At 51.5% G+C, this 19,087-nt stretch carries 13 protein-coding genes; 7 read left to right on the top strand and 6 right to left on the bottom strand.

The features are described 5' to 3' along the window. Nucleotides 1-143 precede the first annotated feature (143 nt). Nucleotides 144-581, bottom strand: coding sequence for an acetyltransferase (locus OGY09_RS07255; RefSeq protein ID WP_003826501.1), 438 nt, complete (start codon nucleotides 579-581; stop codon nucleotides 144-146). Between the two features lie 158 nt (nucleotides 582-739). Between OGY09_RS07255 and metA the strand changes: the two genes are divergently transcribed. From metA to aceK, 4 genes are all read left to right on the top strand, one after another. Continuing rightward, nucleotides 740-1,669, top strand: coding sequence for a homoserine O-acetyltransferase MetA (gene metA / locus OGY09_RS07250; protein ID WP_003826503.1), 930 nt, complete (start codon nucleotides 740-742; stop codon nucleotides 1,667-1,669). Between the two features lie 268 nt (nucleotides 1,670-1,937). Next, a complete protein-coding gene (gene aceB / locus OGY09_RS07245; RefSeq protein ID WP_032942053.1) occupies nucleotides 1,938-3,539 on the top strand; it encodes a malate synthase A in 1,602 nt (533 codons plus the stop codon). A 31-nt stretch (nucleotides 3,540-3,570) separates the two neighbouring features. After that, nucleotides 3,571-4,875 (top strand): isocitrate lyase, encoded by a 1,305-nt coding sequence (gene aceA, locus OGY09_RS07240; protein ID WP_003826506.1) that lies wholly within the window; start codon nucleotides 3,571-3,573, stop codon nucleotides 4,873-4,875. 102 nt (nucleotides 4,876-4,977) lie between these two features. After that, complete coding sequence (aceK, locus tag OGY09_RS07235) at nucleotides 4,978-6,759, top strand: bifunctional isocitrate dehydrogenase kinase/phosphatase (RefSeq protein ID WP_032942054.1); 1,782 nt, start codon at nucleotides 4,978-4,980, stop codon at nucleotides 6,757-6,759. A gap of 86 nt (nucleotides 6,760-6,845) precedes the next feature. Here the strand turns inward: aceK and iclR are convergent, their stop codons facing one another. After that, nucleotides 6,846-7,670 (bottom strand): glyoxylate bypass operon transcriptional repressor IclR, encoded by an 825-nt coding sequence (gene iclR, locus OGY09_RS07230; protein WP_003826510.1) that lies wholly within the window; start codon nucleotides 7,668-7,670, stop codon nucleotides 6,846-6,848. A 194-nt stretch (nucleotides 7,671-7,864) separates the two neighbouring features. Here iclR and metH point away from each other — a divergent pair, with 194 nt between their 5' ends. Continuing rightward, nucleotides 7,865-11,548: a methionine synthase gene (metH, locus tag OGY09_RS07225; protein WP_032942055.1), complete on the top strand. Its 3,684-nt coding sequence runs from the start codon at nucleotides 7,865-7,867 to the stop codon at nucleotides 11,546-11,548. Nucleotides 11,549-11,768: 220 nt separating this feature from the next. Beyond that, on the top strand, nucleotides 11,769-13,400 hold the full coding sequence (locus tag OGY09_RS07220; RefSeq protein WP_003826514.1) for a Na/Pi cotransporter family protein: 1,632 nt from the start codon (nucleotides 11,769-11,771) through the stop codon (nucleotides 13,398-13,400). Between the two features lie 145 nt (nucleotides 13,401-13,545). Here the strand turns inward: OGY09_RS07220 and pepE are convergent, their stop codons facing one another. From pepE to OGY09_RS07205, 3 genes are all read right to left on the bottom strand, one after another. Beyond that, complete coding sequence (gene pepE / locus OGY09_RS07215; protein ID WP_032942056.1) at nucleotides 13,546-14,235, bottom strand: dipeptidase PepE; 690 nt, start codon at nucleotides 14,233-14,235, stop codon at nucleotides 13,546-13,548. Nucleotides 14,236-14,345: 110 nt separating this feature from the next. Further along, nucleotides 14,346-14,624 (bottom strand): addiction module antidote protein, encoded by a 279-nt coding sequence (locus OGY09_RS07210; protein ID WP_032942057.1) that lies wholly within the window; start codon nucleotides 14,622-14,624, stop codon nucleotides 14,346-14,348. Next, complete coding sequence (locus tag OGY09_RS07205) at nucleotides 14,617-14,934, bottom strand: type II toxin-antitoxin system RelE/ParE family toxin (protein WP_032942059.1); 318 nt, start codon at nucleotides 14,932-14,934, stop codon at nucleotides 14,617-14,619. The genes OGY09_RS07210 and OGY09_RS07205 overlap by 8 nt, the downstream gene beginning before the upstream one ends. 552 nt (nucleotides 14,935-15,486) lie before the next feature. On the opposite strand from OGY09_RS07205, the gene OGY09_RS07200 reads away from it, so the two are divergent. Beyond that, nucleotides 15,487-17,637: a hypothetical protein gene (locus OGY09_RS07200; protein ID WP_032942062.1), complete on the top strand. Its 2,151-nt coding sequence runs from the start codon at nucleotides 15,487-15,489 to the stop codon at nucleotides 17,635-17,637. Nucleotides 17,638-17,896: 259 nt separating this feature from the next. On the opposite strand, the gene OGY09_RS07195 is transcribed toward OGY09_RS07200, so the two are convergent. Beyond that, nucleotides 17,897-19,008 (bottom strand): IS3 family transposase gene (locus tag OGY09_RS07195; RefSeq protein ID WP_115642877.1). Its coding sequence is split into 2 segments (ribosomal slippage): nucleotides 17,897-18,747 and nucleotides 18,747-19,008, totalling 1,113 coding nucleotides; the frame shifts between segments, so codons are not numbered across the junction. Nucleotides 19,009-19,087: the final 79 nt, after the last annotated feature.

The raw sequence follows: 19,087 nt of genomic DNA, 5'->3' as shown, positions 1-19,087 counted from the left end.
ATGCGGCGTGCCGCCTTATCCGGCCTACAGGGGCCGGGCTGAACGTATTTTGTAGGCCTGATAAGCGCAGCGCATCAGGCAACACGTCTGCATACTGCCGGATGCGGCGTGCCGCCTTATCCAGCCTACAAAAGCTAGTCCTGCTACCCGCGTACGAGGTTGAGTAACGGGTACGGTCGTCCGAGATCGTCCACCTCTGTACGTCCCGTCACGCTAAATCCCATCTTCTTATAGAATCCAACCGCTTGCTCATTCTGCTCGTTAACGTTGGTTGTTAGCGTTGAACTCATTGATAAAGCATGTTCAATCAGCAGTTTACCAACACCACTACCACGCACATCCGGATCGACAAACAAAGCATCAATATGCTGGTCGGTCAGGAGCATAAAAGCGACGGGCTCATCCTGTTCTGTTACTGCAACCCACAGAGGGGCTTCTGGTAAAAATGAACGTACCAGCTCCTCCAGCTCAATCCGATAATCCGCAGAGAGGAAATGGTGCGTGGCATCTACTGAGCGACACCAAATAGAAACTAACTTATCTCCTTCGTCCTGACGCGAACGACGAATGGTAAGGTTCATAGCATTCTCCTTTTTTTCTTTACTGCACTATTCTACAGCAAGGAGCCGTGAAACTTTCTCAACTTGAGGATGCAGGCTCGACATTCGCATGATTCCTGGGTATCTTCAGCTATCTGGATGTCTAAACGTTTAAACGTATGTTGTGAGGTTATCAGGTTATGCCAATTCGCGTGCAGGACGAGCTACCCGCCGTCAATTTTTTGCGTGAGGAAAACGTCTTCGTGATGACGACATCCCGCGCTTCCGGTCAGGAAATTCGTCCACTGAAGGTGCTCATCCTCAACCTGATGCCCAAGAAGATTGAAACGGAAAACCAGTTCCTGCGCTTACTGTCTAACTCACCGCTGCAGGTAGATGTTCAGCTATTGCGCATCGATGCCCGCGAGTCACGCAACACCCCAACGGAGCATCTGAATAACTTTTACTGTAATTTCGAGGATATCTGCGATCAGAACTTTGACGGATTGATCGTGACCGGCGCCCCGCTGGGCCTGGTTGAATTTAATGATGTGGCTTACTGGCCGCAGATTAAGCAAGTGCTTGAATGGGCCAAAGATCACGTTACCTCGACGCTATTTGTCTGTTGGGCGGTGCAGGCCGCGTTGAATATCCTGTACGGAATTCCCAAGCAAACCCGCACGGACAAACTCTCAGGCGTCTATGAGCACCATATTCTGCACCCTCATGCGCTGCTGACGCGTGGATTCGATGATGCGTTCCTGGCCCCGCATTCCCGCTATGCTGATTTCCCTGCAGCGCTTATCCGCGACTACACCGATCTCGAGATCTTTGCTGAAACCGAAGAGGGAGATGCCTACCTGTTTGCCAGCAAAGACAAACGTATCGCCTTCGTGACGGGTCATCCTGAGTATGACGACCATACACTCGGCAGCGAATATTTTCGTGATGTCGAAGCGGGCTTATCGCCGGAAGTACCCTATAACTATTTCCCGAAAGATGACCCGCAAAACAAACCGCGGGCAACCTGGCGTAGCCACGGTAATTTGTTGTTTACCAACTGGCTCAACTATTACGTCTACCAGATCACGCCATATGATCTGCGTCACATGAATCCAACGCTGGATTAATCTTCTGTAGCAGACGATCCTTAAGCGTTTCAGCATATTGAATCAGGCACCTTCGGGTGCCTTTTTTATTTCCGAAACGCACCTCATCGTGTAATTAAATTTTATTTATATTGTTATCAATAGGTTAATTGATAATTAAATTAAAAATGGAAATTGTTTTTGATTTTGAAATTTAAATGAGTAGTCTTAGTTGTGCTGAACGAAAAGCGCACAACGATCCTTCGTTCGCATTGGGGATGTGTTTGGATCAATGACGAGGAACTACGCAATGAATCAACAGGCAACGACAACCGATGAACTGGTCTTCACCAGGCCGCGTGGCGAACAGGAACAGCAAATTCTGACCGCTGAAGCAGTGGAGTTTCTGACTGAACTGGTGACAAGATTTACGCCAAAGCGGAATAAACTTCTGGCTGCACGTATCCAGCAGCAGCAGGATATTGATGACGGTAAGTTGCCTGATTTTATTTCGGAAACAGCTTCCATTCGTGAAGGTAACTGGAAAATTCGCGGAATTCCTGATGATTTACTGGATCGCCGCGTAGAGATCACCGGACCCGTTGAGCGCAAGATGGTCATCAACGCGCTGAACGCGAACGTCAAAGTCTTTATGGCTGACTTCGAAGATTCACTGGCTCCTGAGTGGAGCAAAGTTATCGACGGGCAGATCAACCTGCGCGATGCGGTCAATGGCACCATTAGCTACACCAACGAAGCGGGTAAAATTTATCAGCTCAAGCCTAATCCGGCTCTGTTGGTATGTCGCGTTCGTGGTCTGCATCTGCCGGAAAAACACGTCACCTGGCGTGGCGAATCTATCCCGGGTAGCCTGTTCGACTTTGCCCTCTATTTCTTCCACAACTACAAAACGTTGCTGGCGAAAGGCAGCGGCCCTTATTTCTATCTGCCAAAAACGCAGGCCTGGCAAGAAGCGGCATGGTGGAGCGAAGTGTTCAGCTATGCAGAGGACCGCTTTAACCTGCCGCGCGGCACCATTAAAGCGACCCTGCTGATTGAAACGCTGCCTGCCGTCTTCCAGATGGACGAAATTCTGCACGCCCTGCGTGACCACATTGTGGGTCTGAACTGCGGTCGTTGGGACTACATTTTTAGCTATATCAAAACGCTGAAGAACCATCCGGATCGCGTGCTGCCGGACCGTCAGGTGGTGACGATGGATAAACCATTCCTCAGCGCCTATTCGCGTCTGCTGATTAAAACCTGTCATAAACGTGGCGCATTCGCGATGGGCGGCATGGCAGCGTTCATTCCCAGCAAAGATGCGGAACGTAACAACCAGGTTTTGACCAAGGTAAAAGCGGACAAAGCACTGGAAGCAAATAACGGTCATGACGGCACATGGATTGCCCATCCGGGACTGGCAGATACCGCCATGGCGGTGTTCAACGACGTACTCGGTGAAAACAAAAATCAGCTGTTCGTGACCCGTGAAGAAGATGCCCCGATTACCGCAGAGCAACTGCTGGCACCTTGTGAAGGTGAGCGTACTGAAGAAGGCATGCGCGCCAATATCCGTGTCGCGGTGCAATACATCGAAGCGTGGATCTCCGGTAACGGCTGCGTACCGATTTACGGTCTGATGGAAGACGCGGCCACCGCCGAAATCTCCCGTACCTCCATCTGGCAGTGGATCCACCACGAGAAGACGCTCAGCAACGGCAAGCCGGTTACCAAACCGCTGTTCCGTCAGATGCTGGCCGAAGAGATGCTGGTGATTCAGGACGAGCTGGGCGAACACCGCTACAGCAGCGGGCGTTTTGACGATGCCGCGCGCCTGATGGAGCAAATCACTACCTCTGATGAACTGATCGATTTCTTGACCCTGCCAGGCTACCGCCTGCTGGCGTAATTCACCACATAACAATATGGAGCATCTGCACATGAAAACCCGTACTCAACAAATCGAAGAATTACAGAAAGAATGGACTCAACCGCGCTGGGAAGGCATCACCCGTCCATATAGCGCGGAGGAAGTGGTGAAATTACGTGGCTCGGTCAACCCGGAATGCACGCTGGCGCAGCTTGGCGCGGCGAAAATGTGGCGTCTGCTGCACGGCGAATCGAAGAAAGGTTATATCAACAGCCTCGGCGCGCTGACCGGCGGTCAGGCGCTGCAGCAGGCGAAAGCCGGTATTGAAGCGGTCTACCTTTCAGGCTGGCAGGTGGCGGCAGATGCCAACCTGGCATCCAGCATGTACCCGGACCAATCGCTGTATCCGGCGAACTCCGTCCCGGCGGTGGTTGATCGGATCAACAACACATTCCGTCGCGCCGATCAGATCCAATGGTCAACCGGTATTGAGCCGAACGATCCTCGCTATGTCGATTACTTCCTGCCGATCGTTGCCGATGCGGAAGCAGGGTTTGGCGGCGTACTGAACGCGTTTGAACTGATGAAATCGATGATTGAGGCTGGTGCAGCGGCCGTTCACTTCGAAGATCAGCTCGCATCGGTGAAAAAATGTGGTCACATGGGCGGCAAAGTGCTGGTTCCGACGCAGGAAGCTATCCAGAAACTGGTGGCCGCCCGTCTGGCAGCCGACGTCATGGGTGTGCCGACGCTGGTGATTGCACGTACCGATGCCGACGCAGCCGATCTGATTACGTCTGATTGCGACCCATACGACAGCGAGTTCATCACTGGCGAACGTACCAGCGAAGGGTTCTACCGTACGCATGCAGGTATTGAGCAGGCGATCAGCCGTGGTCTGGCCTACGCACCGTATGCGGATCTGGTGTGGTGTGAAACCTCCACGCCGGACCTTGAGCTGGCGAAGCGCTTTGCCGATGCGATCCACGCGAAATACCCTGGCAAACTGCTGGCTTACAACTGTTCGCCGTCGTTTAACTGGCAGAAAAACCTGGATGACAAAACTATCGCCAGCTTCCAGCAGCAGCTGTCGGATATGGGTTACAAATACCAGTTCATTACCCTGGCGGGTATCCACAGCATGTGGTTCAACATGTTCGACCTCGCGCACTCCTATGCGCAGGGTGAAGGCATGCGCCACTATGTTGAGAAGGTTCAGCAGCCAGAATTTGCGGCAGCTAAAGACGGTTACACCTTCGTCTCCCATCAGCAGGAAGTGGGCACAGGTTACTTCGACAAAGTCACCACCATCATTCAGGGCGGAGCCTCCTCGGTGACCGCGCTGACCGGCTCGACCGAAGAATCGCAGTTTTGATTAATGCCCGGTGGCGCTGCGCTTACCGGGCCTACGAAGGGATGTAGGCCGGATAAGCGAACGCGCCATCCGGCATGACGTTGTGCCGGATGGGAGACATTGATGACGCGTGGCCTGGAATTACTGATTGCTCAGACTATCTTGCAAGGTTTCGACGCCCAGTACGGGCGTTTTCTGGAAGTCACCTCCGGCGCGCAGCAGCGTTTTGAACATGCCGACTGGCATGCGGTTCAGCAGGCGATGAAAAGCCGTATTCACCTTTACGATCATCACGTGGGTCTGGTGGTGGAGCAGTTGCGCTGCATTACTGACGGCAAAAGTACCGACGCGGATTTTTTACTTCGCGTGAAAGAGCATTACACCCGGCTACTGCCGGATTACCCGCGCTTCGAGATTGCGGAGAGTTTCTTTAACTCTGTTTACTGTCGGTTATTTGACCACCGCTCGCTGACTCCCGAGCGGCTGTTTATTTTCAGTTCTCAGCCAGAGCGCCGTTTTCGCACGATCCCACGTCCGCTGGCGAAAGACTTTTTTCCGGATACCGGCTGGGAGTGGCTGCTGACGCGCGTCCTTAGCGATCTGCCCCTGCGTCTGCCGTGGCAGAACAAACATCGTGATATCCACTACATCATCGAACACCTGACCGAAACCCTGGGAGCGGATGTGTTGTCGGGCTGCCATTTACAGGTGGCAAACGAACTGTTTTATCGCAACAAGGCCGCCTGGCTGGTCGGTAAGTTGATTACTCATTCGGGAACGCTACCATTTTTACTGCCAATCCACCGGACTGATGAAGGCGAATTGTTTGTCGATACCTGTCTGACCACGACGGCGGAGGCGAGCATTGTGTTTGGCTTCGCCCGCTCCTATTTTATGGTTTACGCTCCTTTGCCCGCGGCGCTGGTGGAGTGGCTGCGCGAGATCCTGCCCGGTAAAACCACCGCCGAACTGTACATGGCGATTGGCTGTCAGAAACACGCGAAGACCGAAAGTTACCGCGAATATCTGCTCTATCTTGCCCATTGCGATGAGCAATTTATTGAAGCGCCTGGGATCCGCGGCATGGTGATGTTGGTGTTTACGCTGCCGGGTTTTGACCGGGTGTTTAAAATCATCAAAGACAAATTTGCCCCGCAAAAAGAGATGTCTGCCGCCCACGTCCGCGCCTGCTATCAACTGGTCAAAGAACACGATCGTGTTGGGCGGATGGCTGACACCCAGGAATTCGAGAATTTTGTGCTGGAGAAACGGCAAATCGATCCGGCGCTGATGGCGCTGTTATTGCAGGAAGCCCCGGAAAAAATTACCGATCTCGGCGATCAGATTGTCATTCGCCATCTGTATATTGAACGACGGATGGTGCCGCTGAATATCTGGCTGGAGCAGGTTGAAGGCCAGCAACTGCGCGATGCCATTGAAGAGTACGGCAACGCCATTCGTCAGCTGGCCGCCGCCAATATTTTCCCCGGTGATATGCTATTTAAGAACTTCGGCGTGACCCGTCACGGGCGTGTGGTGTTCTACGATTACGATGAAATCTGCTACATGACGGAGGTGAATTTCCGCCATATCCCGCCGCCACGCTACCCGGAAGATGAGATGAGCGCTGAGCCGTGGTACAGCGTATCGCCGGGAGATGTCTTCCCGGAAGAATTTCGTCACTGGCTATGTGCCGACCCGCGTATAGGGCCGATATTTGAAGAGATGCACGCTGACCTGTTCAGCGCTGACTACTGGCGCGGCCTACAGACGCGCATCAAAAACGGTCACGTGGAAGATGTTTACGCCTACCGACGTCGGCAGCGGTTCAGCGTGCGTTATGAAACCGACCGTAGGCCGGATAAGGCACTTGCGCCGCCATCCGGCAATGTGCGCCGGGCCTGATGCGCTACGCTTATCAGGCCTACAAATCTGCCCTAACCCTGGATAGCAGGCCGGGTAAGGCGTAGCCGCCACCCGGCAACCCCATCTTAGCGAAATCCGCCGTACGCCAGCGTTACTTCTTTCGCCGCTTTGATCGCCATGGCGCCAAACTCGGTCACGCGATCGTCGGTAATACGCGAAATGGGTCCGGAAATGGAAATCGCAGCGAACGGCTCGCGGTGCTCGTCATAAATGCACGACGCCACGCAGCGCAGACCCAGCGCATGTTCCTCATCATCAAAGGAATAGCCGCGCTTGCGCGTCTGGGCCAAATCCTCTTTCAGATGCACTGGCGACACCAGCGTGGCGTGTGTATAAGCATGCAGGCCTTTACGGTGCAGCAGGCCAGTCACTTGTTCTTCGCTCAGTTGGGATAAAAACGCCTTACCCGCACCGGAGGCGTGCATCGGCAGCTTGCCGCCGATAGGCGCGGACATACGCATCAGCTGGGTGCACTGCACCTGGTCGATAATAATGGCCTGATGGTCGCTTTGATCCAGCACGGCGAGGTTTACCGTCTCACCGGAGTCTTCCATCAGCTTGCGCAGGATCGGATGCACAATTGCCAGCAGATTACGGCTTTGCAAAAAGCTGCTGCCTACGATGAACGCATGCGCACCTACGGCCCAGTGGCCTAATTCACCCACCTGACGGACAAAACCCTGCTGCTGCATGGTGGTCAGCAAACGGTGAGTCGTGGAGTTTGGCAGGCCGGCCTGCTGAGCCAGCTCGGTCAGCGCCACGCTGCCGTTGGATTCCGCAATCCACTCCAGCAGCTTCAGGCCGCGGGTCAGAGACTGAACCTGCCCGGTTGCAGGCGCAGTAGCGGCGGCGGGTTTTCTACCGCGTTTCGCGGGGACAGTGGCTACCATGGCAGACTCCTTTTCTGTATCGTGGAAATCATTTTCGTTTTATTCAATTATAATGCAAGAATTCCTGTACTGATCGGATGAGTGAAGCTGAACATGTCTCATGTTGGCCGTTGTTCTCTTTTCCGCCTCTCAGGTTTGTGCCAGTATGACCTGTTGAGTTTTTTCGGTCTGGTTGAGCGTTGTCGGGAGCGAGTGTGAGCAGCAAAGTAGAACAATTACGTCAGCAGTTAAATGAACGTATTCTGGTGCTGGACGGCGGTATGGGCACCATGATCCAGGGATATCGTCTGAGCGAAGAGGATTTCCGCGGCGAACGCTTTGCCGACTGGCCGTGCGATCTGAAAGGTAACAACGACTTGTTGGTGCTCAGCAAACCGGAGGTCATCGCCGCCATCCATAACGCCTACTTTGAGGCGGGCGCGGATATCATCGAAACCAACACCTTTAACTCGACGACTATCGCCATGGCGGATTACCAGATGGAATCCCTGTCGGCGGAAATCAACTTTGCGGCAGCCAAACTGGCGCGTGCGGCGGCTGACGAATGGACGGCGCGCACGCCGGAAAAACCGCGCTACGTCGCGGGCGTGCTCGGCCCAACGAACCGTACGGCGTCTATCTCGCCTGATGTTAACGACCCGGCTTACCGCAACATTACCTTTGATCAACTGGTGGCCGCCTACCGTGAATCTACCAAAGCGCTGGTGGAAGGCGGCAGTGACCTGATCCTGATTGAAACCGTCTTCGATACCCTGAACGCCAAGGCCGCTATTTTTGCGGTGAAAACCGAATTCGAAGCGCTGGGCGTTGAGCTGCCGATTATGCTCTCCGGCACCATCACCGATGCTTCCGGGCGTACGCTTTCCGGCCAGACTACCGAAGCATTCTATAACTCCTTGCGCCACGCGGATGCGCTGACTTTCGGCCTGAACTGCGCCTTAGGCCCGGACGAGCTGCGCCAGTACGTGCAGGAACTGTCGCGCATTGCCGAATGCTACGTGACCGCGCACCCGAATGCCGGTTTACCAAACGCCTTTGGCGAATACGATCTTGACGCCGACACCATGGCGGCGCAAATCCGCGAGTGGGCGCAGGCGGGCTTTCTCAACGTGGTCGGCGGCTGCTGCGGCACCACGCCGGAACACATCGCCGCCATGAGCCGCGCGGTGGATGGCTTGCCGCCGCGCCGTTTGCCGGAAATCCCGGTTGCCTGCCGCCTGTCCGGCCTTGAGCCGCTGAACATCGGCGACGACAGCCTGTTTGTGAACGTCGGCGAGCGTACCAACGTCACCGGTTCGGCCAAGTTTAAACGCCTGATCAAAGAAGAGAAATACAGCGAAGCGCTGGACGTCGCCCGTCAGCAGGTGGAAAGCGGCGCGCAGATCATCGATATCAACATGGATGAGGGGATGCTCGACGCCGAAGCGGCAATGGTACGTTTTCTCAACCTGATCGCCGGTGAGCCGGATATCGCCCGCGTGCCGATTATGATCGACTCCTCGAAATGGGACGTTATCGAGAAAGGGCTGAAGTGCATTCAGGGTAAAGGCATCGTTAACTCCATCTCGATGAAAGAGGGGGTTGAGACCTTTATCCATCACGCGAAGCTGCTGCGTCGCTACGGTGCCGCGGTGGTGGTGATGGCCTTTGACGAGCAAGGGCAGGCCGATACCCGCGCACGTAAAATCGAAATCTGCCGTCGGGCGTACAAAATTCTTACCGAAGAGGTAGGCTTCCCGCCGGAAGACATCATCTTCGACCCGAACATCTTTGCTGTCGCGACCGGTATTGATGAGCACAACAACTACGCGCAGGACTTTATCGGCGCGTGTGAAGACATCAAACGCGAGCTGCCGCACGCACTGATCTCCGGCGGCGTTTCTAACGTTTCATTCTCGTTCCGTGGCAACGACCCGGTACGTGAAGCCATTCACGCGGTATTCCTCTACTACGCCATTCGCAACGGCATGGACATGGGGATCGTCAACGCCGGACAGCTGGCTATTTACGACGACTTGCCCGCCGAGCTGCGCGATGCTGTTGAAGATGTGATCCTCAACCGTCGTGACGATGGCACCGAACGACTGCTGGAGCTGGCAGAGAAATATCGCGGCAGTAAAACCGACGACACGGCGAATGCCCAGATGGCGGAGTGGCGCACCTGGGACGTGAAAAAGCGCCTCGAATACTCGCTGGTGAAAGGCATTACCGAGTTTATTGAGCTGGATACCGAGGAAGCGCGCCAGCAGGCTGCGCGTCCGATCGAAGTTATTGAAGGACCGCTGATGGACGGCATGAACGTCGTTGGCGATCTGTTCGGCGAGGGCAAAATGTTCCTGCCGCAGGTGGTGAAATCCGCCCGCGTGATGAAGCAGGCGGTGGCGTACCTCGAACCGTACATTGAGGCCAGCAAAGAGAAAGGCTCCAGCAACGGCAAAATGGTCATCGCGACCGTGAAGGGCGATGTGCACGATATCGGCAAAAACATTGTCGGCGTGGTGCTGCAATGTAACAACTACGAAATCGTCGATCTTGGCGTGATGGTGCCCGCGGAGAAAATCCTCAGAACGGCGCGTGAAGTGAATGCCGACTTGATAGGCCTTTCCGGGCTGATTACCCCATCGCTGGATGAAATGGTCAACGTGGCGAAAGAGATGGAGCGTCAGGGATTCACTATTCCACTGCTGATTGGCGGCGCGACCACCTCAAAAGCGCACACGGCGGTGAAAATCGAGCAGAACTACAGCGGCCCGACGGTGTACGTGCAGAACGCCTCGCGTACCGTTGGCGTGGTGGCTGCGCTGCTCTCTGACACCCAGCGCGATGACTTTGTCGCCCGTACGCGTAAAGAGTACGAAACCGTGCGTATCCAGCATGCGCGTAAGAAACCGCGTACCCCGCCAGTAACGTTACAGGCTGCCCGCGACAACGATCTGGCCTTCGACTGGGAAAACTACACCCCGCCGGTGGCGCACCGTCTGGGTGTGCAGGAAGTGGAAGCCAGCATCGAAACTCTGCGCAATTACATCGACTGGACGCCGTTCTTTATGACCTGGTCGCTGGCCGGGAAATACCCGCGCATTCTCGAAGATGAGGTAGTAGGAGAAGAGGCGAAGCGCCTGTTCAAAGACGCTAACGACATGCTGGATAAACTCAGCACCGAGAAGACCCTGAATCCGCGCGGCGTAGTGGGGTTATTCCCGGCAAACCGCGTGGGTGACGACATCGAGATCTACCGTGACGAGACGCGTACGCACGTCATCAACGTGAGTCATCACCTGCGCCAGCAGACGGAAAAAGTCGGTTTCGCCAACTACTGCCTGTCTGACTTTGTTGCGCCGAAACTGAGCGGCAAAGCGGATTACATCGGTGCTTTCGCGGTGACCGGTGGTCTTGAGGAAGATGCGCTGGCGGATGCCTTCGAAGCCCAGCACGACGACTACAACAAGATCATGGTGAAAGCGATCGCTGACCGTCTGGCGGAAGCATTCGCGGAGTATCTGCATGAGCGCGTGCGTAAAGTTTACTGGGGCTATGCGGCGAATGAGAACCTCAGTAACGAGGAGCTGATCCGCGAAAACTACCAGGGGATTCGCCCGGCGCCGGGCTATCCGGCGTGCCCGGAACACACTGAAAAGGCCACCATCTGGGAACTGCTGGATGTGGAAGCGCACACCGGGATGAAGCTCACCGAATCCTTCGCCATGTGGCCAGGCGCGTCGGTTTCCGGCTGGTATTTCAGTCATCCGGACAGCAAGTACTACGCCGTGGCGCAAATCCAGCGCGATCAGGTTGAAGATTATGCCTTCCGTAAAGGGATGAGCGTGGCGGAAGTGGAGCGCTGGTTAGCGCCGAATCTCGGCTACGACGCCGACTGATTCACAAAACTGTCATCTTTCTTTACAACAAACAGGGCGCTCAATGAGTGCCCTGTCTCTTTATTACGTTTAAACCCTTATACTGAAAGGGGGCCGTTGCCGGATGGCGGCGTAAACGCCTTATCCGGCCTACATAGGGATGATTTGTAGGCCTGATAAGCGCAGCGCCATCAGGCAAATGAGCCTCAAAAAACCATAAAAATAAGGAGAACCTGATTCCGTGTTAACTCTGTTACACCTGCTTTCTGCCGTCGCGATGCTGGTTTGGGGTACGCATATTGTGCGTACCGGCGTGATGCGCGTCTTCGGCGCCCGTTTGCGTACCGTGCTCAGCCGTAGTGTTGAAAAGAAGCCGCTCGCCTTTTGTGCGGGTATCGGCGTAACGGCGCTGGTGCAAAGCAGCAACGCCACCACCATGCTGGTGACCTCGTTTGTCGCCCAGGATCTCGTGGCGCTTACCCCGGCGCTGGTCATTGTGCTGGGTGCCGACGTGGGGACCGCGCTGATGGCGCGTATCCTGACCTTCGATCTCTCATGGCTATCCCCACTGCTGATTTTCATCGGCGTGATCTTCTTTCTCGGGCGTAAGCAGTCCCGCGTGGGGCAACTGGGGCGGGTTGGCATCGGGCTGGGGTTGATTTTACTTGCGCTGGAGCTGATTGTGCAGGCGGTCACGCCGATAACTCAGGCTAACGGCGTACAGGTTATTTTCGCCTCGCTGACCGGCGATATTATGCTCGATGCGCTGATTGGCGCCATGTTTGCGATTATCAGTTACTCCAGCCTGGCGGCGGTGCTGTTGACGGCCACGCTGACCGCGGCAGGTATTATCTCGTTCCCGGTGGCGTTGTGTCTGGTGATTGGTGCCAACCTCGGGTCCGGCCTGCTGGCGATGTTGAATAACAGCGCCGCTAACGCCGCAGCACGCCGTGTGGCGCTCGGTAGCCTGCTATTTAAGCTGGTGGGGAGCCTGATTATCCTGCCGTTTGTTCATCCGCTGGCCAATCTGATGGATGAACTGCCGCTGCCGAAATCTGAACTGGTTATCTATTTCCACGTCTTCTACAACCTGGTGCGCTGCGTGGCGATGGTGCCGTTCGCCGAACCGATGGCGCGTTTTTGTAAGCGTATCATCCGCGATGAGCCGGAGCTGGATGCACATCTGAAACCCAAACATCTGGACGTCAGCGCGCTGGATACGCCGACGCTCGCGCTGGCCAATGCCGCCCGTGAAGCCCTGCGTATCGGCGACGCGATGGAGCAGATGATGGACGGGCTGAAGAAAGTAATGCACGGCGAGCCACGTGAAGAGAAAGAGCTGCGCAGGATGGCGGACGATATTAACGTGCTGTACACGGCAATTAAGCTCTATCTGGCGCGGATGCCAAAGGATGAGCTGGCGGAAGAGGAATCGCGCCGTTGGGCGGAGATTATCGAAATGTCGCTCAACCTTGAGCAGGCTTCCGATATTGTCGAACGTATGGGCAGCGAGATAGCCGATAAGTCGCTGGCCGCTCGCCGGGCATTCTCTGTCGAAGGGCTGAAAGAACTGGATGCGCTCTACGATCAGTTGCTCAGCAATCTGCAGCTGGCGATGTCGGTGTTCTTCTCAGGAGATGTGACCAGTGCCCGTCGTCTGCGTCGCAGCAAGCACCGCTTCCGTATTCTCAATCGTCGTTATTCGCATGCGCACGTTGACCGTCTGCATCAGCAGAATGTGCAGAGCATCGAAACCAGCTCCTTGCACCTGGCGCTGTTGGGCGATATGCAGCGTCTGAACTCGCTGTTTTGCTCTGTAGCCTATAGCGTGCTGGAACAGCCGGATGAAGACGATGGGCGGGATGATTTTTGAGTGAGGTAAAGCGGTAGGCCGGATAAGGTATTAATATCTTATCCGGCAATGTGCGCTGAACTGCCTGATGGCGCTGCGCTTATCAGGCCTACAGTTGTAGCCCGGATAAGGCGAAGCCGCCATCCGGCATCAGACAACAAATCAACTAAAAGCAGTGGCCCGCTTCAACGGCAACCGCTTCTTCACCCGCTTTAAAGATATACGTGGTGTTCGGGCCGCCGAGCACGGATTGACCGTTACTTACCTTAATCCAGTTCCCTTCCGGCAGGCCAATCACCGTCAGCTCCGGTGCCACAACCAGCAGCTCGCGGATACGCTGTTCACGCGTTTCGCCTTTATGGCCTTCCGGCAGCGCGTTGGTGAAGTGTGGGTTAATCTGCAGCGGGAACAGACCCAGTGCATCAAAACCTTTTGGATCGACAATCGGCATGTCGTTGGTAGTGCGGATGGTCTGGCAGGCAAGGTTGGAACCTGCGCTCCAGCCGATGTACAGCGCACCGCGTTTGACGACATCCACAATCGGGGCCAACAGACCGCGCTCGCGGCTTTCTTTCAGTAACTGGAAGGTATTACCCCCGCCGACAATCACCAGCTCTGCGTTTTCAATAGCGGCAATCGGGTCGGCAACGGTATGAATACCCGTAACGTTGACGCCCATTGGCGCAAAGATGGCTGCCGTTTTCGCCGTGTACTCATCCCAGGTTTGCGTCACGCCAGCGAACGGAATAAACACCGCCGTACGGCGACCATTCAGTTGTTCAGCAATCAGCGGCAGCGCATGTTCCATCCAGCCTTTGCCCGGCAGCGTCGAGTTACTCAATAAAAGCAGTTCCATCATTTCTCCATGTAATCAGAAAATTACAAACCGCGCTAATGCTACCACTATCAGCCAAACGCCTTACTGATATGGCTCACGATGTTGGAAGGGGAAGATAGAAGCTGAGGCTATTTTTTAAGTGTCAATTCAATGCCGAGTACCTTCATCACTGCAAGGGTGGTTTTCAGCGTCGGGTTACCTTTCTCACTAAAAGAGCGATAAAGCTGCTCGCGGGATAATCCCGTTTCTGCCGCAATGTTCGCCATTCCCTTAGCGCGAGCTACCACGCCCAGTGCTTTTGCAATGTATGCTGCATCGCCTGTTTCGAGGGCATCGGCCATAAACACGGCAATTTCTTCATCATCAACCAGCGCAGTCGCGGGATCGTAGTGAGTAAGTTTATTCATGGCAGAAGATCTCCTGTGAATCCAGTGTACGGGCGAGCATTTTTGCAAGAGTAATATCGTTGGCTTGTGAGCTTTTATCGCCCCCACATAACAAAATGATGATGCGGCAACCTTGCTGTTTAAAGTAAATCCTGTAGCCAGGACCGTAAGAAATGCGCATTTCGCTGACGCCTTCCCCAACAGGTTTAACATCACCAGCTAAACCATTAGCCAGACGAAAAAGGCGTGTGGCAATGAGCGTTTTAGCTCTCCTGTCCCGTAGGTTTTGCTCCCAACGCCGGAAAACCATTGTCTGAAGAATTTCCATGATGACGTTCCATGTATTTTATAAACTACATTATGAATTGACAAGTTGAGACTAGAGAGTAAAAAAATGGGGAGTAAGGGGAAATGCTGGCAGGAGGAAACAGGAAAGCGCCTCGCAGTAATGCGTAATTTTCCAGGATGCTGCGGTTGATACGAAAATCGATGATAGAGGAGAAGGGCGGCTTTGTGCCAGGAGCCGACGAGCGGGCCCATCCGGCCAGACAACTTCAGTATCGATGATAAGGTTCTAGGGAGGGCGCTGAGCATTGGTGAAAAAGACGGTGCCTGTCATTACCTGGAGCGGTATCAGCAGGGAAAAAAGAGTGGTCTGATGTGCATCGCAAATCTCCGTCACGGGTGTCAGAGTGCCTACGTGACATGGCGTGTTCAGGGATTCAGCAGTAAACTCTATATTAATTATAAAAATTTAATTTTTCGTAGAAAAAATAAAGATTATTTTAATTTAACCGATAACGTTTCTGATTTGGTTTTTGAACTTCCTCGCCAAGAAAGTTCCCATACGTAAAGTTTAAGTTGATAATCATAGGGATTTATAATGGATACTCAAATTGAAGCTGCAATTTCAAAGTTATCAGCAAAAAAAATCAAACGTGAAGACGCTTTAGTAATCGTTGAAGAAGTTAGGGACTTCCTGCCAGATGCTCCAAAAAAAAGAAAAAAACTACTAAAAGAAATTATTGACTTAGTCTTCCTTTCTATAAAAAATAAAAATAGACTTTATTCTTTAGGGGGGGTGAGGTTTGTTTTTCTGTCTAATTTAGGTGATGCATTAGAGGAAATAAAAATAAAGGGGATTTTTAGGTGTTCAAACTATAACTATCAAACCAGCATCATAAAAGAATTAATTTATGATATCTGCAAATTCATTGAATTCGAAAAAAAAGATATGGAGTATTTTGGCAGTGTGTTAGGCTTAATAGCTCTTAGTTCTGATATAAGAAGTAACCAGGTTAAAGTAATCGCTGCAATTAAATCCAGGCCCAGCTTTCTCAAGACAGCATTGGCGTTAGCTGAGTCAAAATTCCAAGATTTGTTTTTCAACCCAAGTTTCGAACGTGGAAGCAGGTTTGACGAAGTTTATACGTACAGCAAAGAAGCATGGCTTTCATCAATATCCTTCGCAATAAATCTCTATTTTGAAGTGAATGGTAACGCTATTCTATCAGACTTGAAGTACATTGATGAAAACATAAGTTCTGATTACTACAGAGAAATTTTCTTAAAATGTTTTCAAATTCAGGACTTCAAAGAAGCTGAAATTAAAGTCGATTTTTTTGATTACAAGCTGATATTTGATGAAGAGAAAAAAATATTTTGGTTAGAAAATGATTCTTTTGAAAAGGCAAAATCATACGGTTACACTAAAACTGACTTGAGATTGCTTTCCTTATCGATGGGTTTAGCCAAAAATGAAAGGATAGTTAGTTTTTACGAAGTCATGGAAAAATTATGGAGTGAATTTTCTAAAGATGAAGAAAATCCTCTTTATGCTTTACCAAAAGATCCTATTGAAAGAATTACTATAAGGGCTTATATTTTTGATTATGATAATGACTTTAACTTTTTTGGTGATGACAGGTTATTTAAAGAAGAAGCAGCTATGCTTGTAGCTCTTGAAAATGAAAACTATTCCCCATTATTAAATAAGAAGATACTAGGCGAGATTACAGTTCTTGATATTTTTAAAATTCAAAGGTTTTTTTACTTTTTGGGGTTTTTGTATAAAAAGATTTACGAAAAATTAAAAGAAGAAAGACCTAACGATGCAGCAACCATAAGATTAAGGTCTTTATTGCCTGTTATCAGTGAGACAGAAATTTCCAATATCTTTACGAGAGTGACTGGTCATGAGCATGAAGAATGCTTAAACCTAATTAATATCTTAAGCGCCAAGTTTCCTTCTACTTCTGGATTCACTGACTTACAGTATACACCTATTGTTAAAATCGAAAATTCATATTTAATCCTTCCTTTGGTTCTGGCGACTTCGAACTTGGTTAGGTCTATAGCACTCAGCAATAATGTTCATCTTTCTATAACAGATACGCGTGATAGCATGGTTGAAGGAGTAACTTCTGCATTATCATTAAAGGATTTTCTGGTTTATAAAGAGGTGACTTTTGGTCAAAGTGAAATTGACATAGTGGCATTTAAAGACGGCGAGCTTTTTCTTTTTGAATGCAAAAACCCCTATCACCCTGTAAATGATTATGAGTTGAGGAATACTTACTCTCAACTTAAGAAAGGATTTTATCAAATGAAGAAAATAAGGGAGTCCTTGCTGGATAAAAATAACTTAAAGGTGTTTTGCAATAAAATTTCACTGAAAATATCAAGCGTCAAAAATATTCATTACTCTGTAATAAATGCTAACAGAGCGCTTCTTGGATATGAGGATTCAGGCGTGCGTGTTTTACATGCTAATGAATTAATGAACTTCATAAATAATGGCACTATCTCATCACAGGTTGAGGTTCTTCGCTCTTGGAAAGATGATTCATTTCATGTAAGTGATTTAGTGAGATTTATTACGGGTGACGTAATTACAAAAGATTTTGATGATTACTTCATGATAACTTCTTATTTACATAACCTAAGAAGTAATACATTGGTTTTTAAACAAATTGCCTTTGATCTTGAAAAAATAAACAACATGTCACAAGTAAAGTATAAAAAAATTAATTAAAATACTAAAGCCGGCTCAAAAAGCCGGTTTTAACATAGTAAGCTAGCTTTGAAAGACGCTGTTAACCCACAGGGTCACATAAACCATGTCAGCCGCATCAGGTATGTTTACGTACCAGCGGGTGAGTCAAATTCGTTGCCCAGCGACTGGCTGGCACGGCCTTCCTGAGTAAGTAAAATGTCAGTACGCGCTCTTTCAGAGCGCATTTCATAGCCTCAAGCCACTCCTGTGTACTCTGCGTGGTGTAAATAGACCCGTTTTAGTTCCAGGCATTTTTTGAGACCCCGGCCAAATGATTGTGTTGCCGATATTCCTCCGGCGTCATATTGTTCAGTGATTCATGCGGGCGTTCACAGTTATATTCTGACACCCATCTTTCCGTGATTTCCCGCACTTCATTCAGCGTTCTGAACAGATAAAAATCGAGTATTTCTGTACGGTATGTTCGGTTAAAGCGCTCAATAAAAGCGTTCTGCGTCGGCTTACCCGGCTGAATAAATTCCAGTTTTACTGCATGTTGCTCTGCCCATTCAGCCAGTGCAAGTGAGATAAATTCCGGACCATTATCCATGCGTAGCATGACCGGATAGCCGCGATTTGCCGCGATCCTGTCGAGTACACGGACCACGCGCAAAGCTGGCAGATTCAGATCGATTTCAATCGACAATGCCTCACGGTTAAAGTCATCAACGACATTGAACGTGCGAAAACGACGGCCACAGACCAGAGCATCATGCATAAAATCGACAGACCAGCTCTGGTTCAGCGCTTCCGGTGTGGCCAGTGGCGAGGGATTACGCACCGGCAACCGTTGTTTGCCTTTACGGCGAAAATTCAGCTTCAGCAGACAATAAATACGATGGATCCTTTTGTGATTCCACGGGTATCCCTGCCGCCGCAGAACCTGGAAAAGTTTTGGAAAACCATACCGTGGGTATCGCTCTGCCACTGCCTGCAACGCGACAATAACGGGTTCGTCCCGCGTGATATCCGGACGGTAATGGTAAACTGTTCTGCTCAGGTTCAGACTCCGGCAGGCCTGACGGATACTGAGTCCAAATGTCGTTATCAGATGAGTGACCAGCTCACGCTTAAAGGCTGGTTTTAAAGCTTTTTTTCGATAACGTCTTTCAGCGCCCGGTTCTCAAGGCTCAGGTCGGCAAACATCTGTTTGAGACGCCGATTCTCGTCCTCAATATCCTTGATCTTTTTAATATCAGAAGCCTCCATGCCGCCGTATCTGGACTTCCAGTTGTAGTAGGTGGCTTCAGAGATACCGGCCTCCCGGCAGACATCTTTAACGGTTCGTCCGGCTTCAACCGATTTAATTACGGCAATGATCTGATGCTCAGTAAAACGGGCTTTACGCATAGCGATCTCCTTTGTTGGCAGAGTGATTATGCCGGCGGATCTCTAAATGTGAATGGCACGATTATGCGGGATACTTACA

This window comes from Citrobacter sp. Cpo071 (assembly GCF_030332765.1).
Taxonomy (GTDB): Bacteria; Pseudomonadota; Gammaproteobacteria; order Enterobacterales; family Enterobacteriaceae; genus Citrobacter; species Citrobacter portucalensis.
This window is presented reverse-complemented; position numbering and strand designations above follow the sequence as displayed.